A 22163-nucleotide genomic window follows, 5' to 3' on the forward strand; every position below is an offset into this window, starting at 1 on the left:
GCCCCCGCGGGCGGGCGGGCTCACTCGCCCGCGTCGAGATAGCCGACATTCTTGACGTCGGCGCCCGGCGCGGTCTTCTCGCGCCGCACCAGCAGGCGGTTGACCGCGTTGATGTAGGCCTTGGCCGAGGCCACCACCGTGTCGGTGTCGGCGGCCTGGCCGGTGCCGATCCGGCCCTCCTCCTCGAGCCGCACCGAGACGGTGGCCTGCGCGTCGGTGCCCTCGGTCACCGCGTGCACCTGGTAGAGCTGCAGCCGCGCCTCGTGCGGGAAGAGCGCCTTGATCGCGTTGAAGGTGGCGTCGACGGGGCCGTCGCCGGTGGCGTCGATCGACTTCTCCTCGCCGTCGACCAGCAGCACCATCTCGGCGTGCTGCGGGCCTTCCGTGCCGCAGATCACCTTCAGCGATTTCAGCTTCAGCCGGTCGGAGACCGCGTCGTTCTGCTTGACCAGCGCGATCAGGTCCTCGTCATAGACCTCCTTCTTGCGGTCGGCGAGCTCCTTGAAGCGCACGAAGACGTCGTTGAGCTGGTTGTCGGCCAGCTCGAAGCCCAACTCCTTGAGCTTGGAGCGCAGCGCCGCGCGGCCCGAATGCTTGCCCATCACCAGGTTGGTGGCCGACAGGCCGACATCCTCGGGGCGCATGATCTCGAAGGTCTCGGCGTTCTTCAGCATCCCGTCCTGGTGGATGCCGCTTTCATGCGCGAAGGCGTTCTTGCCGACGATCGCCTTGTTGAACTGCACCGGGAAGCCCGAGACGGTGGCGACGCGGCGCGAGATGTTCATGATCTTGCGGCTGTCGACGCCGGTGTCGTAGGGCATGATGTCGTGGCGCACCTTGAGCGCCATCACCACCTCTTCCAGAGCGGTGTTGCCGGCGCGTTCGCCCAGGCCGTTGATCGTGCACTCGATCTGCCGCGCGCCGCCCTCGACCGCCGCCAGCGCGTTCGCCGTCGCCATGCCGAGGTCGTTGTGGCAGTGGGTCGCGAAGACGATCTCGTCGGCGCCCGGCACATCGGCGATCAGCCGGCGGATCAGGTCGGCGCTTTCCACCGGGGCGGTGTAGCCCACCGTGTCGGGGATGTTGATCGTGGTGGCGCCCGCCTTGATCGCGATCTCGACGACGCGGCGCAGGTAGTCCCACTCGGTGCGGGTCGCGTCCATCGGCGACCACTGCACGTTGTCGCACAGGTTGCGGGCGTGGGTGACGGTGTCGTGGATCCGCTCGGCCATCTCGTCCTGGGTCAGGTTCGGGATGGCGCGGTGCAGCGGCGAGGTGCCGATGAAGGTGTGGATGCGCGGGGAACGCGCGTGCTTCACCGCCTCCCAGCAGCGGTCGATGTCCTTGAAGTTGGCGCGGGCGAGGCCGCAGATCGTGGCCTGCTTCGACTGGCGGGCGATCTCGGCCACCGCCTTGAAGTCGCCCTCCGAGGCGATCGGGAAGCCGGCCTCGATGATGTCCACGCCCATCTCGTCGAGCATCTCGGCGATCTCGAGCTTCTCGGCATGGGTCATGGTCGCGCCGGGCGACTGCTCGCCGTCGCGCAGCGTGGTGTCGAAGATCAGGACGCGGTTTTCGGGGCGGTTGGTCATGGGGTGGTCCTTCGTTGTCCTTTGGTCCGGGTGCTTGCTCCGGCGCGGTCGCGTGTCCTCTGAGCGCTCGCGCCGAATGGCACGCTCAGAGGCGCGTAAGGAGAAGAAGGGTCCGAAGCGCGGCTCGGGCCGCGGCGGACGATGCGGGCATGGTCATCCGGCTCATGGGCGGGACTATAACCGGCCGCTCGCGGATGGAAAGCCCGGATCGGCGGGAATTTTCCGCGGCCCCGCCGCCCGTCTCCGCCAGCCCCCTCCGGGCTCCGCCGGACTTCGGGCCGGACACCGGACCGGGGCGCGGCATCGTGCCGCCGCCGGCGCGGTTTGACCGCCTTCGGGCCGCCTCTACCTCGCAGCGCATGGCAGATGATAGCATGAGAGCGCTTGTCACGGGCGGCGCGAAGGGGATCGGGCGCGGGATCGTGAAGCGGCTCGCGCAGGAAGGCTGGGACGTCGTCGCGATGGATCGCGACGCGGACGGCCTGTCGGGGCTGCCGCAGGGCGCGCGCGGCCTCACGGGCGACGTCTCCGACGAGGCCTCGGTGCGCCGCGCCGTGGCGGAGACCGGCTGGGACGGGCTCGACCTTCTGGTCAACAATGCCGGCCTCGCCGCGCCGTGGGTCGGGCCGGTCGAGGATCTGGCGCTCGAGGACTGGAACGCCTTCATCGGCACCAACCTCACAGGCGCCTTCCTGATGGCCAAGCACTGCGTGCCACTGCTGCGGGCGCGGCGCGGCGCCATCGTCAACGTCACCTCGTCGCGGGCGGTCCAGTCCGAGCCCGACACCGAGCCCTACGCCGCCGCCAAGGGCGGGCTGACGGCGCTGACCCACGCGCTCGCCGTCTCGCTCGGCCCCGAGATCCGCGTCAACGCCATCGCGCCGGGCTGGATCGTCACCGAAGGCTGGGACGATCTGCGCGGGATCGACCACGCGCAGCACCCGGCGGGCCGCGCCGGCCGGCCCGAGGACGTGGCCGAGGCGGTGCTCTGGCTGGCTAAAGCCGGCTTCATGACCGGCGAGAGCATCCTGCTCGACGGCGGAATGACGAAGAAGATGATCTATGCCGAGTGAGACCCCCGAAGCCGCCCCCGCCACTGCGCTCGTGATCGGCGCCTCCGGCGGCATCGGCGCGGCGCTCGCCGCCGCACTGGAAGACCGCGGCACCGCCGTCACCCGGCTGTCGCGCCGCCAAGACGGCCTCGACGTGACTGACCCGGACGCGGTCGCGCGCGTGCTCGGCGCGGTGGAGGGGCCGTTCGAGCTGATCCTCGTCGCCGTCGGCATCCTCGCGCCCAAGGGGCAGGGGCCGGAAAAGGCGCTCGACGCGATCGACGCCGATCACATGAACCGCGTCTTCGCGGTCAACGCCACCGGCCCGGCGCTGATGCTGCGGCACCTGCCGCGGCTCCTGGCGGACGGCGGGCGCTGCGGCGTGCTCTCGGCGCGGGTCGGCTCGATCGGCGACAACGGCATGGGCGGCTGGTATTCCTACCGCGCCTCCAAGGCCGCCCTGAACCAGATCGTGCACGGCGCGGCGCTGGAGCTGAAGCGGCAGGACAAGGGCGCGGTGCTGGTCGCCCTGCATCCCGGCACGGTCGAGACCGAGTTCACCGCGGCCTATGCCGGGCGGCACAAGATGGTCGCGCCCGAAGAGGCGGCCCAGAACCTCCTGCAGGTCATGGACAATCTCGACCCGGCGCAGTCGGGCGGCTTCTACGACTGGCGCGGGGAGGCGGTGCCGTGGTGAGGCTGGTCCTCGTCCTCGGCGACCAGCTCACGCAGACCCTCTCGGCGCTGCGCGAGGCCGACCGCGAAAACGACGTCGTGGTGATGGCCGAGGTGGGCAGCGAGGCCACTTACGTGCCGCATCACCCCAAGAAGATCGCCTTCCTCTTCGCCGCCATGCGCAAGTTCGCCGCGCGGCTCGAAGGCGATGGCTGGACCGTCGCTTACACCAAGCTCGACGACCCCGAGAACGCGGGCTCGATCCCGGGCGAGCTGCTGCGCCGGGCCGAGGCGCACGGCGCGGAGGAAGTCATCGCCACCGAGCCGGGCGAATGGCGGCTGATCCACGCGCTGGAGGAACTGCCGATCCCGGTGCGGCAGCTCAGCGACGACCGCTTCCTCGCCAGCCACGCCGATTTCGAGGCCTGGGCCGAGGGCCGCAAGAGCCTCAGGATGGAGTATTTCTACCGCGAGATGCGCCGCCGCACCGGCCTCCTGATGGAGGGCGACGAGCCCGCCGGCGGCAAGTGGAACTTCGACCACGAGAACCGCAAGCCCGCCCCGGACGACGTCGATTTCTCGGGGCCGATGTCCTTCACTCCCGACGAGACGGTGGAGGAGGTGCTCGACCTCGTCGAGCGCCGCTTCGGCAACAATTTCGGGCGTCTGCGCCCCTTCGACTTCGCCACCGACGAGGGACAGGCGCGGCGGCAGCTGGCGCATTGGCTGAAGGGGGGCCTCGCGAAGTTCGGCGACTACCAGGACGCGATGCTGACCGACGAGCCCTATCTCTATCACGGCCTCATCAGCTTCTACATGAACGCGGGGCTTCTCGACCCGCTCGAGGTCTGCCGCAAGGTGGAGCAGGCGTGGAAGGAGGGCCTCGCGCCGATCAACGCCGCCGAAGGTTTCATCCGCCAGATCATCGGCTGGCGCGAGTTCATGCGCGGCATCTACTTCCTGCAGGGCCCCGACTACACCTCGCGCAACATCCTGCGCCACGACCGCAGCCTGCCGGGGATGTACTGGGGCGACGAGACGAAGATGCACTGCATCGGCACCGCCGTCGCCAACACCCGCGACCACGCCTATGCCCACCACATCCAGCGGCTGATGATCACCGGCAACTTCGCCCTGATCGCGCAGGTCGACCCGGCCGAGGTGCACGAGTGGTACCTCGCGGTCTATGCCGATGCCTATGAATGGGTCGAGGCGCCGAACGTGATCGGCATGAGCCAGTTCGCCGATGGCGGCATCGTCGGCTCCAAGCCCTATGTCAGCTCGGGCAGCTACATCGACCGCATGTCGGACTACTGCAAGAGCTGCCATTACGACGTGAAGACCAAGACGGGCGAGGGGGCCTGCCCGTTCAACCTGCTCTACTGGCACTTCCTCGACCGCCACCGCCAGCGCTTCGAAGGCAACGGGCGGATGGCACAGATGTACCGGACCTGGGACCGGATGGATGCCGAGAAGCGCCGCACCGTGCTGCGCGAGGCGGAAGAGTTCCTCGACCGGATGGACAGGGGCGAGCGGGTCTAGCGCCCGTCGCTCTCAGCTGTCCTCTTCGGCGGTCTCGCCCTCGGTCGCCGTCTCCGCGCCGGTCCCGGCCTCCGCCTCGGGCGCGGGCTCCGCTTCCGGCGCCTCGGGGGCCTCCGGGGTCTCGGCCGCCTCGCCCTCCGCCGCCCCGGCGTCCTCGCCGGTTCCGGTCGACTCCGCCGCCTCCGGCGTCTCGGTCGGCGCGTCGCCGACGAAGGCGCCGTCTCGCCAGCCGCCATCCTCGGTCTCGCCGGTGGCGTAGCGCATCACGCCCTGGCCCTGCCGCCGCCCGTCGCGGAAATTGCCCTCGTAGACGTCGCCATTGGCGTAGGTGGCGATGCCTTCGCCCTCGATCTCGCCATCCGACCAGTCGCCTTCATAGGTGAAGCCGTCGGGCATCGTGATCTTGCCCTGGCCGTGGCGCTGGCCGTCCTTGAAGCCGCCGACATAGACCGTGCCGTCGGCATAGGTCGCGGTGCCCTGGCCCTCGCGCTGGCCCTCGACCCATTCGCCCTCGTAGCTGTAGCCGTCGGCATAGGTCATCTTGCCGGTGCCGTGGTTCTGGGCGTTGCGGAACTCGCCCTCGTAGACCAGCCCGTTGGCATAGGTGGCGACGCCCTTGCCCTCGATCACCCCGTCGGTCCACTCGCCCTCGTAGGTCGAGCCGTCGGGATAGGTGATCTTGCCGGTGCCGTTGGCGAGGTCGCCCGCGAACTGGCCGACATAGACCGAGCCGTCGGGATAGGTCACCTCGCCCTGGCCCTCGATCCGGCCCTCGACCCAGGCGCCGACATACTCGTAGCCGTCGACCCCGGTGAAGCTGCCCTGGCCGTGGCGCAGGTCGTTCTTGAACGCACCCTCGTAGACATCGCCATTGGCGTAGGTGACGCGGCCCTCGCCATGGCGCTGGCCGGCCAGCAGCGCGCCTTCGTAGACGTCGCCGTTGGGCTGGGTGAGCCGGCCCTCGCCCTCGATCCGGCCGTCGACCCACTGGCCCTCGTAGACCAGGCCGTCGGGCATGGTGAGCCGGCCCTCGCCCTCGCGCTCGCCGGCCGAGAGCCGGCCCTCGTAGACCGAGCCGTCGGGATAGGTGATCTTGCCCTCGCCCTCCTTGACGCCGTTCACCCACTGGCCCTCGTAGACGTAGCCGTCGGGGCTGGTGAGCGTGCCGGTGCCGTGGTGCATGGCGTTGCGGAACTCGCCCTCGTAGCGGGTGCCGTTGGCGTAGTCGGCGACGCCGCGGCCGGTGATCTTGCCGTCGGCCCATTCGCCCTCGTAGGTGCCGCCATCGGCGAAGGTGATCTTGCCCACGCCCTCGGGCTTGCCGCGCGCGAACTGGCCCTCGTAGACCGAGCCGTTGGGGAAGGTGGCCGTGCCCTCGCCGCGGATCTCGCCCTCGAACCACTCGCCGCGATACTCGTAGCCGTTGGGCAGCCGGTAGGTGCCCTGTCCGTGCTGGCGGCCGTTCAGGAACTGGCCCTCGTAGACGCCGCCATCCTCGTATTGCTTGACGGTGACGTCCTGCGCCGCGGAGGTCGAGGCCAGCGCGATGGCCGCCGCCGCCGCGAGTGTGAACGCGCGCACTTGTCCTGCCGGCATGGCCGCCTTTGCCCCCAATGCGATCGGCCCGGTTCGACCGGACCCGGTTTGAGCTTTCGCGTCAGACTAGCCGTGCCCCCGGAGCAAGACAACCGCTCCGGCGTCTCAGGCCGGAGTGGCGCGCGGCGGCCACAGCTCGGGAAAGGGCCCGCCGCCAAGGGGATGGCTGCGCGGCCGCGGCACCGCCGCGATCCGGTCGGCGAAGCGGCGCGGCGCCTCGGGGTCGGCGGCCTCGGTCTCGACCTGCGCCTGGCCCGGCGGGTAGGCGCCGAGCACCGCGAAGCCGTCGCGCGCCGACAGGCAGCGATGGCCGAACCCGGCCGGCAGCACCAGCGCGTCGCTGGCCGAGACCTCGACCGGCGCACCCTCCGGCCCGCCCAGCTGCAGCCGGGCCGCGCCGGCCACGCACAAGAGCGCCTCATGCGCGTTCGGGTGGAAATGGTGGTGGTCGTACACGCCCCAGCGCCAGATCCCGCCCCAGCCGGCGGCGCGCAGCAGCGCCTCGGCCTCGCCCGGCGCGAAGGCGCCGGGCAGCAGCAGCGCCGGCCAGTGCGGGTGGTTGGGGATGCCGCCATTGGCGGCCGCGCTCAGCGTGCGGATCTCTGTCATGCGAGCGCAGCTAGGCATGCAGGCGCGGGTGGTCAATGCGCGCGGCGGTTGCGCACGGCGCCTGTTCGCCGGTGAGGGGGCGGCGACCCGCCCGCCGCGCCCTATGTCTCGGCCGGGAAGGCACTGAACAGGGAGGAGCCGCTCATGGCCACCAAGATCGCCGTCATCTTCTATTCCACCTACGGCACCAATCACGGCGTCGCGCTCGAGGCGGCGCGCGCCGCCGAAGAAGCCGGCGCCGAGGTGCGGCTGCGCCGCTGCCGCGAGACCGCGCCGGAGGAGGTGGTGAACGGCCAGGACGCCTGGCGCGAACAGCTCGAGCGGATGAAGGACATCCCCGAGGCTGCGCTCGACGACATGGAATGGGCCGACGGCTACTTCATCGCCGTGCCGACCCGCTTCGGCACCCCGGCCAGCCAGTTCCGTGCCTTCGTCGACACGCTCGGCCCGCTGTGGCAGTCGGGCAAGCTCGCCAACAAGGCGCTGACCGCCACCACCTCGGCGCAGAACCCGCATGGCGGCCAGGAGACCACGATCCAGACGATCTACGCCACCGCGATGCATTGGGGCTCGATCATCGTGGCGCCGGGCTATGCCGACCCGGTGAAGTTCGAGGATGGCGGCAACCCCTACGGCTTTTCCTGCCAGCCCGGCCCGCTCGACGAGACCGGCAAGAAATCCGTGGCCTACCAGGCCAGGCGGCTGGTCGAATACGCCGGCAGGATCGCCGGCTGAAGCCGCGGCGGGGCTTGCGGCAGGCCGCCCCGCCCGTAATCTCCCCCGGAGCCGCAGCCCCGGGGGAGAGCATCGATGCCCGAGAACAAGACCCAGCCCACCGGCGAAAGCGTCGAGGCCTTCCTCGCCGCGGTCGAGCCCGCCCGCAGGCGCGAGGACGCGCACGAGCTCGACGCGCTGTTTCGCGAGGTGTCGGGCTTCGTGCCGGTGATGTGGGGGCCCTCGATCATCGGCTACGGCGCCTACGACTACGTCTACGAGAGCGGCCGCTCGGGGCGCTTCCTCGCCACCGGCTTCTCGCCTCGAAAGGCGAACCTCGTGCTCTACATCATGCCCGGCTACGACGCGGCCAACCCGATCCTGCAACGGCTCGGCAAGCACCGGATGGGCAAGTCGTGCCTCTACATCAACAAGCTCGCCGACGTGGATCGCGGCGCGCTGGCGGAGCTGATCCGGCACGGGCTCGACCGGCTGGGCGGCTTCTGGCCGGTGCATCCGATCTGAGCCGGCGGCCACAAGGACCGACATGACCGAAGAGGACGAGCCCCGCCCGGGGCGCTGGATCGCCATGGCCGCGCTGCTGGTCGCGGGTTTCATGAACCTGATCGACGTGACCATCGTCAACGTGGCGATCCCGTCGCTGCAGGCGGCCTTCGCGGCCACCGACAGCCAGATCGAATGGGTCGTGGCGGCCTACATCCTGAGCTTCGCGCTCTGCCTGCTGCCCGCCGGGCGGCTCGGCGACGTGGTCGGGCGGCGGCGGATGTTCGTGATCGGGGTGGGCTGGTTCACCGTGGCCTCGGCGCTGTGCGGCCTCGCCCCTTCGGTCGAGGCGCTGGTCGGCGCGCGGGTGCTGCAGGGCATCGGCGGCGCGATGATGACGCCGCAGACGCTGGCGCTCGTCCCGGCGCTCTTCCCCCCGCGCGAACGCGGCGCGGCCTTCGCGCTGTTCGGCCTCTCGGCCGGTCTCGCCGCCGTCACCGGCCCGGTGCTGGGCGGCTTCCTGATCGGCGCCGACATCGCCGGTCTCGACTGGCGGCCCATCTTCCTCGTCAACGTGCCCGTGGGCGTGCTGGCGATCGCGGCGGCGATGCGCTTCGTGCCGAAGATCCCCGGCGCCGCCGATCTCAGGCTCGACTATGCCGGCGTCGCGCTGGCGGGCGTGGCGCTGATGCTGCTGCTCTTTCCGCTGATCGAGGGGCGCCAGCTCGGCTGGCCGATCTGGTGCTTCGCGATGATGGCCGGGGCGGTGCCGATGACGGCCGCCTTCGTGCTCTGGCAGCGCCGGCAGGCACGGCGCGGGGCGCCGCAGCTCGTCCCCGCGACGCTTCTGGCCAATGCCGACTACGTGGCGGGCTCGGCGCTGGCGACGATGCTGTTCGCGGGCGTGCCGGGTTTCTTCCTCGTCTTCGCGGTGTTCCTGCAGGTCGGCAACGGGCTGACGCCGCTCGAGTCGGGCGTCACCACCATGCCGTTCTCGCTCGGCGTGCTCGCGGCCTCGGTCCTGTCGGGCCGGCTCGGCACCCGCTGGCCGCGCCAGCGCATCGCCGCGGGGGCGGGCCTTCTGGTGCTGGGCATGACGCTGCTGCGCCTGCTTCTGCCGGGCGAGACCGAGCCGCTGTCGCGGCTGGTCTTCGTGCTGCCGCTGGGCCTTGCAGGCCTCGGCCTCGGCACCGCCGTCTCGCCGCTGTTCCAGACCGTGCTCGCCAATGTCGGCGACCGCGACACCGGCGTGGGCTCTGGCGTGCTGCAGAGCTTCCAGCAGGTCGGCGGCGCGCTGGGCGTGGCGGTGATGGGGCAGCTGTTCTTCGGCACGCTGCGCGTCACCGGCGGCGAGGGCTTCACCCAGGCGCTGACGGCCGCGCTGTGGTTCAACGCGGCCGCCTTCCTCGCCGTGGCGCTGCTGGTCTGGCGGCTGCCCGAGCCGCAGCTCGTGCCGAAGCCGCGCGCGACCCCGGCCGAGTGAGGTTCACATGGTGAGCTGGTAGCTCTGCTGCACCCAGCGGAAGCCGTCCTCGCCGCGCTTCTGCACGAAGCCCATCCCCGGAAAGGGCATGTGGTAGCCGATCACCGGCATCCGGCTCTCGGCCGCCATGGTCAGCACGCGGCGGCGGCTCTTGGTCGCCATCTGCTTGTCCATGTCGAAGCTGACGTTCCAGTCGGGGTAGCCCACCGACCAGACGTAGTGGTTGGCGAGATCCGCCATCAGCAGCAGCCGCCGCTCGCCGCCCGCCAGCGTGAAGCACAGATGCCCCGGCGTGTGGCCGAAGGCCTCCATCGTCGTCAGCGGCCCGACCTCGTCGCCCTCGGCGAGAAAGTTCAGCTCGCCCTCGAGCGGCCGGACATTGGCCTCGTAGGCGTCGCTGGGGTTCTGCGACCAGTAATCGAACTCGACCTGCCCGGCATGCAGCGAGGCGTTCGGAAAGGTCTTCTCGCCGGCCTCGGTCATCAGCCCGCCGATATGGTCGGGATGCATGTGGGTGATCACCACATGGGTGATGTCGCCCGGCGCGTGGCCCGCCGATTCCAGCGCCGCGGTCATGCCGGCGGCGTCGGTGCCGGTGTCGACGAGGATCTTGTTCTCGCCCGCCTCGATCAGCACCGGGTTGAAGAAGAAGCGCGCCCGGTCGGCGGGGATGAAGTTCTCGCGGCTGACCTGCGCGAAGGTCTCGGTCTCGACGTTCAGCCCGAAGATCGACTGTGGGTCCGGCACGACGCGGCTGGCCGCGAGCAGGGTGGTGACCCGGGTCTGGCCCATGCGGAACACCCGGTGCGTCGGCATCGGCACGTCCCTGGCCGCGGCGGCGGCGTGGCTCTCGGCGCGGGCGGGCGTGGCGATCTGGGTCGTGGCGGCGGCCAGCGGCAGCGCCGCCCCGGCCGCGAGCGCCGCGCGGCGGCTGATGGAATGGGACATGCGTCGTCTCCTCCGGTTCTGACTGCACCAGAGGGTAGGGCGCGGAACCCCCGCGCATAGCGTGGAAATCGCGGAAAAACCGCGACTCAAAGCCACCACTGGTCGATCGCGGCGATGTCGTCGTCCGACCAGCCGAAGTGATGCGCGAACTCGTGCACCGTCACATGCGCCACCATCTCGGCGATGCTGACATCGCCGCGCTCGGCCCACTCGTCGAGGATCGGCCGGCGGAACAGCCAGACCACGTCCGGCCCCTGCGGCATGTCCCAGGTCGACTTCTCGGTCAGCGGGATGCCGTCATAGAGCCCGGTCAGCTCGAACGCCTCCATCTCCATCTGCGCCAGCATCTCGTCGGTGGCGAAGTCGAGTACCCGGATCGCCACGGCGCGCGCCGCTTCGCGGAAGCGCGGCGGCATGGTCTCGACCACGTGGCGGGCGATCTGCTCCATCTCGTCCGTGGAGGGGGCGAGGGGGCTGCTCTCGAAGGGGTCGGTGCTGCTGTCCATGGCCCCGATATGGACAAAACCGCCCGCCTGTGAAAGAGCCGAACGCGAACAGGAGAGCCCCATGACCACGACCCGTTTCGCCCCGTCCCCCACCGGCTGGCTGCATATCGGCAACCTGCGCGCCGCGCTGTTCAACCACGCCATCGCGCGCCAGCAGGGCGGCGAGTTCATCCTGCGGATCGACGACACCGACGCCGAGCGTTCGAAGCCGGAATACGTGGACGGCATCCTCGAGGCGCTGGACTGGCTGGGGCTGAAGCACGACCGGGTCGAGAAGCAGTCCGACCGGCTCGAGCGCTACGAGGCGGCCAAGGCCAAGCTCATTGCCGACGGCCGGCTCTACGAGTGCTTCGAGACCCCGACCGAGCTGGACCTCAAGCGCAAGAAGCAGCTCAACATGGGCAAGCCGCCGGTCTACGACCGCGCCGCGCTGGAGCTCTCCGAAGAGGAGAAGGACCGCCTGCGCGCCGAGCGCGGCAGCCACTGGCGCTTCAAGCTCGACCGCGAGCGGATCGAGTGGGAGGACGGCATCCTCGGCCCGATCTCGATCGACGCGGCTTCCGTCTCCGACCCGGTGCTGATCAAGGAAAGCGGGCAGGTGCTCTACACCTTCGCCTCCTCGGTCGACGACGCCGAGATGGGCATCACCGACGTGGTGCGCGGCTCGGACCACGTCACCAACACCGCGACGCAGATCCAGATCATCCGCGCGCTGGGCCATGAGCCGCCGCGCTTCGCGCATCACTCGCTGCTGACCGGCCCGCAGGGCGAGGCGCTGTCGAAGCGCCTCGGCACGCTGTCCCTGCGCGACCTCAAGGCCGCGGGCATCGAGCCGATGGCGATCCTGAGCCTGATGGCGCGTCTCGGCTCCTCGCAGCCCGTCGAGCTGCGCCAGACCCCCGAAGAGGTGGTCGAGGGCTTCGACATCGCCACCTTCGGCGCCGCGCCGACCAAGTTCGACCCCGCCGATCTCGAACCGCTGACCGCGCGCTATCTCTCGACCCAGCCGCTTTCGGCCGTGGCCGACGACGTGCGCGCCGCCGGCGTGCCCGACGATCTGGCCGAGCCGTTCTGGGCCGTGGTGCGCGAGAACCTCAAGACCCGCGCCACGATCGCCGAATGGTGGGCGGTGTTCCGCGACGGCAAGTCGGGCCACGCCGCGCCCGAGGATGCCGAGTTCGTCGCCACGGCGCTGGGCCTGCTGGGCGAGCCGCCCTACGGCCCCGAGACCTGGAAGCAGTGGACCGACGCGGTGAAGGCCGAGACCGGGCGCAAGGGCAAGGGGCTGTTCCTGCCGCTGCGCCGCGCCGTCACCGGTCTCGACAGCGGCCCCGAGATGGCCGACGTCATGGCGCTGATGCAGGTCCGGCCGCAGGTCTGAGCCCCGCGACACCGCGCCCCGCCCGGCCGCTCTGGACCGGGGCGGGGCGCGCGATACCTCCCCCGCGTGACACCAGCGCGCGGAGGCTCCCTTGCAGGACTGCATCATCGTGGGCGGGGGGCCGGCCGGCCTGTCCGCCGGGATCTATCTCGGGCGCTTTCTGCGCCGCACCCGGCTCTACGCCGCGGGCCGCCCGCGCGCCGACCACATCCCGCGCAGCCGCAACCTCGCCGGCTGGCCCGACGGCGTGACCGGGCCCGAGCTTCTCGACAGCATGCGCCGCCAGCTCGGCCATTACGACGTCGAGATCCGCGACGAGCGGGTCACGGGGGCCACGCAGATCGATGGCGGCTTCCGGCTCGAGACCGAGGGCGGTCCGGTCGAGACGCGGATGCTGGTGCTCGCCACCGGCGTCACCAACCGCCCCCCGCGCATCCCCGAGGCGCTGCATGACGAAGGCGTGCAGCGCGGGCTGATCCGCTACTGTCCGATCTGTGACGCCTACGAGGTGCAGGGCAGGAAGGTCGCCATCCTCGGCTCCGGCCCCCATGCCGTGGCCGAGGGCCGCTTCGTCCGTCACTACGCCGAGGATGTCACCGTGGTCCGGCCCGAGCACGCGCCGCTCGACGATGACGGCGAGCGGGCACTGTCGGAGGCGGGGCTGAAGATCCTGCCCTCGCATCGCGAGGCGATCCGGCTCGAGGGCGAGAAGATCGTCGTCGACATGGCCGATGGCCGCTCGGAGGCCTTCGACACGCTCTACGTGGCGCTCGGCACCGACCCGCATTCCGACCTCGCCCGCGAGCTCGGCGCCGATCTAAGCGAGAGCGGCTGCATCCCGGTCGACGCGCATTGCGAGACCTCGGTGCCGGGCCTCTTCGCCATCGGCGACGTGATCGAGGGGCTCGACCAGATCGCCTACGGCATGGGCCATGCCGCCGTGGCCTGCACGGCGATCCACAACCGGCTGCTCGGGCGCTAGGCCCTCAGTCCTGCGCCCGGAGCACCTGCGCCGGGCGCACCTTCAGGGGCCGCCACGCGAAGGCGAGACCGGCGAGCAGGCTCGCCAGCGCCCCGCCCGCGACGATGCCCACCGCCGAGGGCCAGATCACCGAGAAGTCGGTCTCCATCACGAAGCGCGCCACCGCCCAGCCGCCGAGCAGCCCGGCGCCCAGCGCCACCAGACCAGCGGCCGCGCCCAGAAGCGCAGCGCGAAGCGCGAAGCTCGACAGGATGCGGCGGCGGCTCGCGCCCAGCGTCTTGAGGATCGCCGCCTCGTAGGTGCGCGACCGCTCGCCCGCCGCCGCCGCGCCGATCAGCACGAGGAAGCCGGTCAACAGCGTCGCCGCGGCGCCGTAGCGCGTGGCCGAGGCGATGCCCCCGATCACCCGCGTCACCTGGTCGATCGCGTCGCGCACGCTGATCGCGGTGATGTTGGGGTAGGCGTCCGACAGCTCGCGCAGGATCGCCGCCTCGGCCTCCTCCTCGGCATAGACGGTCGAGATCCAGCTGTGCGGCGCGCCGGCGAGCGCGCCGGGGTTCATCGACATGACGAAGGCGATGGCGGCGCTCTGGAAATCCACCCGCCGCAGATTGGCGATGGTCGCGGTCACGTCGCGCCCGAGCACGTTGACGGTGATCTCGTCGCCGACATCGAGCCCGATCTCCAGCGCCTCCTCCTCGGCGAAGCTGACCAGCGGCGGGCCGTTATAATCGGCCTCCCACCATTCGCCGCGCACGATCTCCTCGCCCTCGGGCGGGCTCTCGGAATAGGTCAGGCCGCGATCGCCATGCAGCACCCAGTGGTCGGCCACCTCGCGGGCGGGGCGGCCGTTGATGCCGGTGATGATGCCGCGCAGCATCGGCGCGGTGTCGATCCGCTCGACCTCCGGATCGTCCGAGAGCCGCTCGCGGAAGCCCGAGATCTGGTCGGGCTGGATGTCGACGAAGAAATAGGCGGGCGCGACGTCGGGCAGCTCCTCGGCGATGGCCTGCCGCAGATTGCCGTCGATCTGGCCGACCGCAGCCAGCACCGACAGGCCGAGCCCCAGCGACAGCACCACCGAGCCGGTCTCGCCGCCGCGCTTGCCGATCGCGCCCAGCGCCAGCCGCAGCCCCGGCCGGCCCCTGAGGCCCCGCCCGAAGCGGCGCGACAGCGCCTGCACCGCGACGGCGGCGAGCGCCAGCAGCGCCAGCGCCCCGGCGATGCCGCCCGCGGTCGAGAGCGTCAGCTTCCACGTGCCCGAGAACAGCACGGCGGCCAGCAGCAGGAGGCCGACGAGCGCGAGCGTCGCGCTCAGGTAGCGCCGCCGGGGCAGGGTGCTGCCCGCGCCCATCGCGTCGCGAAACAGCGTCGCCGCGCGCACGTTCTCGGTCCGCGCCAGCGGCCAGAGCGTGAAGATCAGCGCCACCAGCGCGCCGTAGAGCGCGGCCTCGAACAGCGGGCCCGGATAGACCCCGAACTCGGCCGGAACCGGCAGCCGCGCGGTGATCAGCGGCGCCAGCGCCAGCGGAATGGCCGTGCCCAGCACCAGCCCGAGCGCGAGGCCCAGAAGCGTCAGCGCGCCGATCTGCAGGAAGTAGGTCAGGAAGATGGTCGAGCGCACCGCGCCCAGGGTTCTCAGCGTCGCGATGGTCGCGGTCTTGCCCGCGAGATAGGCCCGGACCGCCGCCGAGATGCCGACACCGCCCACGGCGAGGCCCGACAGCCCGATCAGCACGAGAAACGAGCCCAGCCGGTCGATGAACACCTCCGTGCCGCCCGCGCCGCGCCGCGCGTCGCTCCAGCGCAACCCGCTGTCGGGGAAGCGCCGCTCGGCCTCGTCCTCCAGCGCCTGCAGGTCCGCGCCGGCGGGCAGGTCCATGCGGTAGAGCGTCGAGAAGAGGGTGCCCTCGGCCAAGAGGCCCGAGTCGGCCAGATCCTCGGCATAGACGATGCTGCGCGGCCCCAGCCCGAAGCCGCCCGCCGCCCCGTCGGGATAGCGGTCGATGATCGCCGAAAGCACGAAGTCCTGCGTGCCGAGCCTGAGCGTGTCGCCGGGCGCGACCGCCAGCCGGTCGGCCAGCGCGCCCTGCACCACGATGCCGGGCAGCGCGCCGTCGCCCGCCAGCGCCTCGGGCAGCGACATCTCGGGCTCGAGCTCCACTTCGCCCACCAGCGGGTAGGCGCTGTCGACCGCGCGGATCTGCGTCAGCCCGCGCTCGGTTTCGCCGCCGCGCTCGACCACCGCCATGGAGCGGAAATCGACCACCTCCGAGACGGTCTCGGAGACGCCTTCCATCCAGGCCAGCTCGTCCTCGCTGGCGTAGCGGTAGGTGAACTCGATCTCGGCATCGCCGCCGAGGATCGCGGCGCTCTCGCGCTCGAGCCCGGCCTGGATCGCCGAGCGCACGAGGCCGACCGCCGCGATGGCGGCGACGCCGAGCGTCAGGCAGGCGAGGAAGATGCGAAAGCCGCGCAGGCCGCCGCGCAGCTCGCGGCGGGCGAGGCGGGCCGCGGTCGCGAGGCTCATGCCGCCACCCGGCCGTCGCTCAGCCGCACCACCCGGTCGCAGCGCTCGGCGAGCTCGGGCGCGTGCGTCACCATGATCAGCGTCGCGCCGTGCCGGTCGCGCAGGTCGAACAGGAGGTCCATGATCTGCCCGCCATTGGCGGCGTCGAGATTGCCGGTGGGCTCGTCGGCCAGAAGGATCTTCGGGTGCGGCGCGGTGGCCCGCGCCAGCGCCACGCGCTGCTGCTCGCCGCCCGAAAGCTGGCCGGGGTAGTGGCCCGAGCGATGGCCGAGCCCGACCGCCTCGAGCTGCGCTTCGGCGCGCTCATGCGCGTCCGCATGGCCGGCGAGTTCCAGCGGGATCGCGACGTTTTCCAGCGCCGTCATGGTCGGGATCAGGTGGAAGGACTGGAACACCACCCCCATATTGTCCCGGCGGAAGCGCGCCAGCGCGTCCTCGTCCAGCGCCGTCAGGTCGTGGCCCAGCGCCGCCACCGAGCCGCCGGTCGCGCGTTCGAGCCCGCCCATGAGCATGAGGAGAGACGACTTGCCAGAGCCACTCGGACCCACAAGACCCAGCGTCTCGCCCGGCGCCACGTCGAGCGTGATCCCGTGCAGGATCTCCACCGGGCCGGCATTGCCCGAGAGCGTCAGCTCGGCGTCTTTCATCGACAGGACGGGATCGGTCATTCGTCGGGCTCTCCTTCGGGCACGCCCCGACCGATATGGCGCGGCGGCGGTGATGCGCAAGCTCGCGCTGCCGCTGCTTTTTGTCGCCGCGCCGCTGGCCGCGCAGGCCGAGGAGCTGGTGATCGCCGCGCTCGGCGACAGCCTGACCGCGGGCTACGGCCTGCCGCAGGAGGACGGGCTGGTGCCGCAGCTGCAGGGCTGGCTCGACGCCGAGGGCGCGGAGGTGCGGCTGATCAACGCGGGCGTGTCGGGGGACACCTCTGCGGGCGGGCTGTCGCGCATCGGCTGGACGCTGACCGAGGAGGTCGACGCGCTGATCGTGGCGCTGGGCGGCAACGACTACCTGCGCGGCCTGCCGCCCGAGGCGCTGAAGGACAATCTGGGCGGCATCCTCGAGGCGGCGGGCGAGGCCGGGGTCGAGGTGCTGCTGGTCGGCATCAGCGCCACCGCGAATTACGGCGCCGACTACCGCGACGCCTTCAACGCGGTCTACCCCGACCTCGCCGAGCAGTACGGGGCGCTGGTCTACCCGAACATCTTCGCAGCCCTGCAGGATGGTCGCGGCCTCGACGAGGCACGGCGCGCCTACATGCAGGCCGACGGCATCCACCCCAACGCCGAGGGGGTCGGGCTGATCGTCGAGGCGATCGGGCCCTCCGTGCTCGACCTCGCCGAGGCCGCGCGCGGCGATGACACGGAGGCGGCGGTCAGGTAACCTGTGTGACGTAGCGTCAGGGAGGGTTCGCCATGTCCGTCGCGAAAGTCACAGAGATCATCGCCGCCTCGCCAGACAGCTTCGACGACGCCGTGAAGCAGGGCATCGCGCGGGCGTCGGAGACGCTGAAGGGCATCACCGGCGCCTGGGTGTCCGAGCAGAAGGTCACCTGCGAGAACGGCCGGGTCACCGAGTACCGGGTGGCGATGCGCGTCACCTTCGTGCTGAACGACTGAAGGGCCGGGGGCGGCCCGCGCAGGGCGGCCGGCGAGAGAAGGCCCTTGAAGCGAGACCCGATACGAGAACGGGCGCGGCCATGGCCGCGCCCGTCCGGAAATCCTGCGAAGGGGCCCGCGACGGGGCCGCCCGCGTCTTACATCGGCTTGAGGTTCACCGCCGACTCGCGGCCGTCACGGCCGGCTTCGATGTCGAAGCTGATCTTCTGGTTGTCGGCGAGGCCGGTCAGGCCCGAACGCTCAACGGCGGAAATGTGGACGAACACGTCCTTCTTGCCGCCATCGGGAGCGATGAAGCCGTAGCCTTTGGTGGTGTTGAACCATTTCACGGTGCCGGTAGCCATCGTGCTGTCTTCCTTAACAAGTGTCCGCCTGCGGAATTGCAGCGGTTTCGGCTCTGTCAGTGCTGATCGAGGGACTGAGGCCGTGAAGGAGACAGTGGTCGATAGAGGTAACGTCGCCTTGTCCAGTTAACCCGAATCGGCCAGAAACGCAATTCTCATTCGGGCCCGCGCCGGCGGGGTCGGCGGGTCTTCGCCCGCGCGCGCGACAGGCGCGCAACGGGTGCGCGACGTGTGCGCGGGACCGCGCGGGGCAGGGGGCGAGGATGGAGAGCGAGATCTGCATCTGGCACGCGGCCGGGGCATCGGTCGAGCCGGTGCTGCGGGTTCCGGGGCGGGTCGAGGCCCCGAACTGGCACCCCGAGGGCCATCTTCTCGTCAATGCCGAGGGCCGGCTGTGGCGGGTGCCGCTCGCCGCGCCGCGGCTCGAGCCGGTCGAGACCGGCTTCGCGCGAAGGTTGAACAACGATCACGCCCCGTCGCCGGACGGCGCGCGGATCGCGCTCTCCGACAAGACCGAGACCGGCCGCTCCTGCATCTACCAGATGCCCGCCGCCGGCGGCACGCCCGAACGGCTGAGCCGCAACACGCCCTCGTGGCTGCATGGCTGGAGCCCGGACGGCCGCTTCGTCGTCCATGCCGGCGCGCGCGACGGCGGGCCGGTCGGGATCTACCTCACCGAGGTCGCGAGCGGCGCGGAGCGCTGCGTGACCGCCGCCTTCGACCATGCCGACGGGCCGGACTTCTCGGCCGATGGCGGCTGGATCTGGTTCAACGGCGAGCGCGACGGCGCGGTCGACATCTGGCGCATCCGCCCCGATGGCCGCGAACTTCAGCGCATGACCGACGGCCCCGGCGTCGACTGGTTCCCGCATCCCTCGCCCTGCGGGGCGCATGTCGTGCACCTGCGCTACCCGCCTGGCACCACGGGCCATCCCGCCGATCTCGACGTGGCCCTTTGGCTGATGCCGCAGCAGGGCGGGCCAGGACGCGAGATCGCCCGCTTCCGCGGCGGGCAGGGCAGCCTCAACGTGCCGTCATGGGCCCCGGGCGGCGCGGCCTTCGCCTTCATCCGGTACCCGGCATGAGGGCGGGTCTGCCGGTGGCGCGGGCCGGGCAGGCGGTGGGGCTCCTGGGCGGGTCGTTCGACCCGGCGCATGAGGGGCATCTCGCGATCAGCCATGCCGCGCTCACCCGGCTCGGGCTCGACGCGCTGTGGTGGCTGGTCAGCCCCGGCAACCCGCTCAAGGCCCGCGGCCCGGCGCCGATGCCGGCGCGGCTGGCGCATGCGCGCGCGGTCGCGCGGCACCCGAGGATCACCGTCACCGGCATCGAGGCGCATCTGGGCACCCGCCACACCGCCGAGACGCTGCGCGGGCTGCAGCGGCTTTACCCCGGCGTGCGCTTCGTCTGGCTGATGGGGGCCGACAACCTCGTGCAGCTGCATCGCTGGCACGACTGGCGCGGCATCGTGGAGACGGTGCCGATGGCGGTCTTCGCCCGGCCCGGCGACCGGCTCGCCGCGAAGCTCTCGCGCGCCGCGCGGATCTACCGGCCCGCCCGGCTGCCGGCGCGGGCGGCGCCGCTGCTGGCCCGCCGGCCGGCCCCGGCCTGGTGCTTTCTCGACCTGCCGATGTCGGACCTGTCCTCGACCGGGCTGCGCGCCGCCGGCGGCTGGCCGCGCATGGCCGCCGCCATGTCCGAAGCGTGAGCGCGACCCCGTTGCCGCGGACGCCTCGCGCACTCTATCTACCGGGTATGATAGCACGAGCGATCCGATACGGGCTGCTGGTCTGCGGCCTCCTGAGCGCCACCGCCACGCTGGCGGAGGCTCCGCAGCGCGCGCTGCGCCCCGAAGCGCGGCCCGTCGCCGTCGGCAGCGTCAGCACCTCCGGCACGGCCGCCATCGCGCAGGAGGCGGCCCCGAAGCCCTCCGGCCTGCGGCCGCGCTCGCGCGAGGCCACCGACATCTTCGTCGAGGATGCGCGTCTGGGCGGGCGCACCTCCTTCGTGGCGCTCGACGCGGGCTCGGGCGAGATCCTCGACCGCCACGAGGCCTTCACCCGGATGCCGCCGGCCTCCGTCGCCAAGTCGGTGACCGCGCTCTACGCGCTCGACGCGCTCGGCCCCGATCACCGCTTCGAGACGACGCTGGTCGCCACCGGCCCGGTGGTCGAGGGCACGCTGCAGGGCGACCTCGTTCTGGCCGGCACCGGCGATCCGACGCTCGACACCGACGCGCTGTCGGAGATGGTCGCCGCGCTCGACCTCGCCGGGGTGCGCCGGGTGGCGGGCGGCTTCTCGGTCTGGGGCGGGGCGCTGCCGCAGCAGGACCGGATCGACCCGGTGCAGCTGCCGCATCTGGGCTACAACCCGGCCGTCGGCGGTCTGAACCTGAACTACAACCGCATCTACTTCTCGTGGGAGCGCCAGTCCGGCGGCGACTACGCGCTGTCGCTCGACGCGCGCGGCACCAGCGCCCGGCCCGAGGTCGAGATCGCCACCATCGAGGCGGTGGATCGCGGCTCGCCGGTCTACGACTACGAGCAGCGCAACGGGGTCGACGTCTGGACCGTGGGCCGGCGCTATCTCGGCGACAGCGGCGGCCGCTGGCTGCCGGTGCGCCGGCCGGCGCTCTATGCCGGGCAGGTCTTCGCGGCGCTGGCCGAGGCGCGCGGGATCGAGCTCGGCCCGGTCTCCGAGGCCGCCGAGGCGCCTGTGGGCGAGGTGCTGGCCCGCCACGAGAGCGCGGATCTCGAGACGCTCGTGCGCGAGATGCTGAAATACTCGACCAACCTCACCGCCGAGCAGCTCGGCCTCGCCGCCACCGCCGCGCGCGGGATCGAGGCCGACGGCCTCGTGGCCTCGGCGCGGGCGATGTCGGACTGGGTCGAGGCGCGGTTCGGCGTGGCGCCGGACTTCATCGACCATTCCGGGCTGGGCGGCGCCTCGCGGATCAGCGCCATGCAGATGGCCAAGATCCTGACCGACCCCTTCGCCCGCGAGGAGCTGCGCCCGCTTCTGAAGTCGATCCGGCTCTACGGGCCGCGCGGCGAGGCGCTCGACCGCGCGCCGGGCGTGGTGGTGGCCAAGACCGGCACGCTGAACTTCGTCAGCGCGCTGGCGGGCTACGAGCGCACGATCGGCGGCCGCGACATCGCCTTCGCGATCTTCTCGGGCGACGTGGCGCGGCGGATCGACTCGCAGGACGAGGAGGCCGAGCGCCCCGAGGGCGCGCGCTCCTACAACGGCCGCGCCAAGTGGCTGCAGCAGCGGCTGCTGCAGCGCTGGGGCATCGCCTACTCGGCCGAGGAGGCGACCAACTAGGCCGCTGCCGGACCCGGCAGCGGTTTCTGGATTAGATCCGGGCGCCGCGGCCGCGCGGGCCCCAGACATACCAGGCGATCAGACCCAGTAGCGGCAGGATCAGGATGCCCAGCGTCCAGAGCACCTTCTTGCCGGTGCTGGCCGACGAGGTGATGACGTTCCAGATCGCGTAGAGGTCGAGCAGGAAGACGATGAAACCGAGGATGCGCATGGCTTGGCCCTTTCACGGCTGTTGCCCGTGAAACGCCGTCGCCCCGCGCCGGGGTCCGCGACCTCGTCTCAGACCGTCATGTGCCGCGCCCGCGCGCCGCGCTCGATCGCGGCGGCGTGCAGCCGGTCGATGCGCAGCTCGTAGCGGATCTCCTCGAGCATCCGCCCCTCGCCCTCGGTGACGTTGCCGTCGGCGGCGGCGACGTCGCAGGCCAGCGCGTAGGCGGTCTCGTAGAGCCGCTCGGGCAGGGCATCGCGGATCAGCCCGAACAGCGCGTCGAGCCCGTCCTCCTGCTCGAGCAGGTCGAACACGGTGCTGGCCATGCCCGACAGGTCGTCGCCATATTCGGCGAAGACCGGCAAGTGGTTGACCATGTTCGAGATCTTCACGAGCTCGGAGGTGCGGATGTTCTCGTCGGAGGCCGAGACGGCGATCATCAGCGCCACCAGCGCGTCCTGCGCGGTCAGGGAAGGGGTGTCGCTCATGGTCGGTCTCCTTGCATTCACGGGGCAATTTATTGACGCGGCCCACCCCCCGCAATAGGAGAGCCG

At 71.4% G+C, this 22163-nt stretch carries 23 protein-coding genes; 13 read left to right on the plus strand and 10 right to left on the minus strand.

Going from position 1 to position 22163, the window contains the following annotated elements; genetic code table 11:
• Positions 1-20: 20 nt before the first annotated feature.
• A complete protein-coding gene (locus BLT43_RS11020) occupies positions 21-1592 on the minus strand; it encodes a 2-isopropylmalate synthase (RefSeq protein ID WP_090112808.1) in 1572 nt (523 codons plus the stop codon).
• 374 nt (positions 1593-1966) lie between these two features.
• Between BLT43_RS11020 and BLT43_RS11025 the strand changes: the two genes are divergently transcribed.
• From BLT43_RS11025 to BLT43_RS11035, 3 genes are read left to right on the plus strand one after another with little or no spacing between them, the layout of a single operon-like run.
• On the plus strand, positions 1967-2665 hold the full coding sequence (locus BLT43_RS11025) for an SDR family oxidoreductase (RefSeq protein WP_207497513.1): 699 nt from the start codon (positions 1967-1969) through the stop codon (positions 2663-2665).
• Positions 2655-3341 (plus strand): SDR family NAD(P)-dependent oxidoreductase, encoded by a 687-nt coding sequence (locus tag BLT43_RS11030; protein ID WP_090112810.1) that lies wholly within the window; start codon positions 2655-2657, stop codon positions 3339-3341. Before BLT43_RS11025 ends, BLT43_RS11030 begins: the two co-directional genes overlap by 11 nt.
• Positions 3335-4861: a cryptochrome/photolyase family protein gene (locus BLT43_RS11035; RefSeq protein WP_090112812.1), complete on the plus strand. Its 1527-nt coding sequence runs from the start codon at positions 3335-3337 to the stop codon at positions 4859-4861. Before BLT43_RS11030 ends, BLT43_RS11035 begins: the two co-directional genes overlap by 7 nt.
• A gap of 12 nt (positions 4862-4873) precedes the next feature.
• On the opposite strand, the gene BLT43_RS11040 is transcribed toward BLT43_RS11035, so the two are convergent.
• The gene (locus BLT43_RS11040; RefSeq protein ID WP_090112816.1) at positions 4874-6457 is read right to left on the minus strand and encodes an MORN repeat-containing protein; all 1584 of its coding nucleotides are present in this window, start codon (positions 6455-6457) and stop codon (positions 4874-4876) included.
• Between the two features lie 105 nt (positions 6458-6562).
• Positions 6563-7066, minus strand: a complete 504-nt coding sequence (locus BLT43_RS11045; RefSeq protein ID WP_090112818.1) for a cupin — start codon at positions 7064-7066, stop codon at positions 6563-6565.
• Positions 7067-7210: 144 nt separating this feature from the next.
• Between BLT43_RS11045 and BLT43_RS11050 the strand changes: the two genes are divergently transcribed.
• The 3 genes from BLT43_RS11050 (at position 7211) to BLT43_RS11060 (ending at position 9767) form a co-directional block, all read left to right on the plus strand.
• On the plus strand, positions 7211-7801 hold the full coding sequence (locus tag BLT43_RS11050; RefSeq protein ID WP_090112820.1) for an NAD(P)H-dependent oxidoreductase: 591 nt from the start codon (positions 7211-7213) through the stop codon (positions 7799-7801).
• Positions 7802-7876: 75 nt separating this feature from the next.
• The gene (locus tag BLT43_RS11055; RefSeq protein ID WP_090112822.1) at positions 7877-8305 is read left to right on the plus strand and encodes a DUF1801 domain-containing protein; all 429 of its coding nucleotides are present in this window, start codon (positions 7877-7879) and stop codon (positions 8303-8305) included.
• A gap of 22 nt (positions 8306-8327) precedes the next feature.
• Positions 8328-9767: an MFS transporter gene (locus tag BLT43_RS11060; protein ID WP_090112824.1), complete on the plus strand. Its 1440-nt coding sequence runs from the start codon at positions 8328-8330 to the stop codon at positions 9765-9767.
• 3 nt (positions 9768-9770) lie between these two features.
• Here the strand turns inward: BLT43_RS11060 and BLT43_RS11065 are convergent, their stop codons facing one another.
• Positions 9771-10715 (minus strand): MBL fold metallo-hydrolase, encoded by a 945-nt coding sequence (locus BLT43_RS11065; protein WP_090112826.1) that lies wholly within the window; start codon positions 10713-10715, stop codon positions 9771-9773.
• A gap of 86 nt (positions 10716-10801) precedes the next feature.
• Positions 10802-11221: a metallopeptidase family protein gene (locus BLT43_RS11070; protein WP_090112827.1), complete on the minus strand. Its 420-nt coding sequence runs from the start codon at positions 11219-11221 to the stop codon at positions 10802-10804.
• Between the two features lie 61 nt (positions 11222-11282).
• Here BLT43_RS11070 and gltX point away from each other — a divergent pair, with 61 nt between their 5' ends.
• Positions 11283-12602, plus strand: coding sequence for a glutamate--tRNA ligase (gltX, locus tag BLT43_RS11075; protein ID WP_090112829.1), 1320 nt, complete (start codon positions 11283-11285; stop codon positions 12600-12602).
• A gap of 91 nt (positions 12603-12693) precedes the next feature.
• Positions 12694-13584 carry an NAD(P)/FAD-dependent oxidoreductase gene (locus BLT43_RS11080; protein ID WP_090112831.1) on the plus strand — a complete coding sequence of 297 codons (891 nt, stop codon included), beginning with the start codon at positions 12694-12696 and terminating at the stop codon, positions 13582-13584.
• 4 nt (positions 13585-13588) lie between these two features.
• Here the strand turns inward: BLT43_RS11080 and BLT43_RS11085 are convergent, their stop codons facing one another.
• Both BLT43_RS11085 and BLT43_RS11090 read right to left on the minus strand, forming a co-directional pair.
• The gene (locus BLT43_RS11085; protein ID WP_090112832.1) at positions 13589-16114 is read right to left on the minus strand and encodes an ABC transporter permease; all 2526 of its coding nucleotides are present in this window, start codon (positions 16112-16114) and stop codon (positions 13589-13591) included.
• Complete coding sequence (locus BLT43_RS11090) at positions 16111-16782, minus strand: ABC transporter ATP-binding protein (protein ID WP_090112833.1); 672 nt, start codon at positions 16780-16782, stop codon at positions 16111-16113. Before BLT43_RS11090 ends, BLT43_RS11085 begins: the two co-directional genes overlap by 4 nt.
• Positions 16783-16834: 52 nt before the next feature.
• On the opposite strand from BLT43_RS11090, the gene BLT43_RS11095 reads away from it, so the two are divergent.
• On the plus strand, positions 16835-17497 hold the full coding sequence (locus BLT43_RS11095; RefSeq protein WP_090112834.1) for an arylesterase: 663 nt from the start codon (positions 16835-16837) through the stop codon (positions 17495-17497).
• A gap of 32 nt (positions 17498-17529) precedes the next feature.
• Positions 17530-17733 (plus strand): dodecin family protein, encoded by a 204-nt coding sequence (locus tag BLT43_RS11100; RefSeq protein WP_090112835.1) that lies wholly within the window; start codon positions 17530-17532, stop codon positions 17731-17733.
• Between the two features lie 137 nt (positions 17734-17870).
• Here the strand turns inward: BLT43_RS11100 and BLT43_RS11105 are convergent, their stop codons facing one another.
• A complete protein-coding gene (locus tag BLT43_RS11105; protein WP_085895532.1) occupies positions 17871-18077 on the minus strand; it encodes a cold-shock protein in 207 nt (68 codons plus the stop codon).
• Between the two features lie 263 nt (positions 18078-18340).
• Here BLT43_RS11105 and BLT43_RS11110 point away from each other — a divergent pair, with 263 nt between their 5' ends.
• The 3 genes from BLT43_RS11110 to dacB are packed head-to-tail and all read left to right on the plus strand — an operon-like array spanning position 18341 to position 21401.
• Complete coding sequence (locus BLT43_RS11110; RefSeq protein ID WP_090112836.1) at positions 18341-19162, plus strand: TolB-like translocation protein; 822 nt, start codon at positions 18341-18343, stop codon at positions 19160-19162.
• Entirely contained in the window at positions 19159-19785 is a 627-nt protein-coding gene (locus BLT43_RS11115) for a nicotinate-nucleotide adenylyltransferase (RefSeq protein WP_090112837.1), read from the plus strand. The genes BLT43_RS11110 and BLT43_RS11115 overlap by 4 nt, the downstream gene beginning before the upstream one ends.
• 47 nt (positions 19786-19832) lie before the next feature.
• The gene (gene dacB, locus BLT43_RS11120; RefSeq protein WP_090112838.1) at positions 19833-21401 is read left to right on the plus strand and encodes a D-alanyl-D-alanine carboxypeptidase/D-alanyl-D-alanine endopeptidase; all 1569 of its coding nucleotides are present in this window, start codon (positions 19833-19835) and stop codon (positions 21399-21401) included.
• 31 nt (positions 21402-21432) lie between these two features.
• Here the strand turns inward: dacB and BLT43_RS11125 are convergent, their stop codons facing one another.
• Both BLT43_RS11125 and BLT43_RS11130 read right to left on the minus strand, forming a co-directional pair.
• On the minus strand, positions 21433-21612 hold the full coding sequence (locus BLT43_RS11125; RefSeq protein ID WP_090112840.1) for a PLDc N-terminal domain-containing protein: 180 nt from the start codon (positions 21610-21612) through the stop codon (positions 21433-21435).
• Between the two features lie 68 nt (positions 21613-21680).
• Positions 21681-22097: a tellurite resistance TerB family protein gene (locus BLT43_RS11130; protein WP_090112842.1), complete on the minus strand. Its 417-nt coding sequence runs from the start codon at positions 22095-22097 to the stop codon at positions 21681-21683.
• Positions 22098-22163: the final 66 nt, after the last annotated feature.

Source organism: Limimaricola pyoseonensis (genome assembly GCF_900102015.1).
Lineage (GTDB): Bacteria > Pseudomonadota > Alphaproteobacteria > Rhodobacterales > Rhodobacteraceae > Limimaricola > Limimaricola pyoseonensis.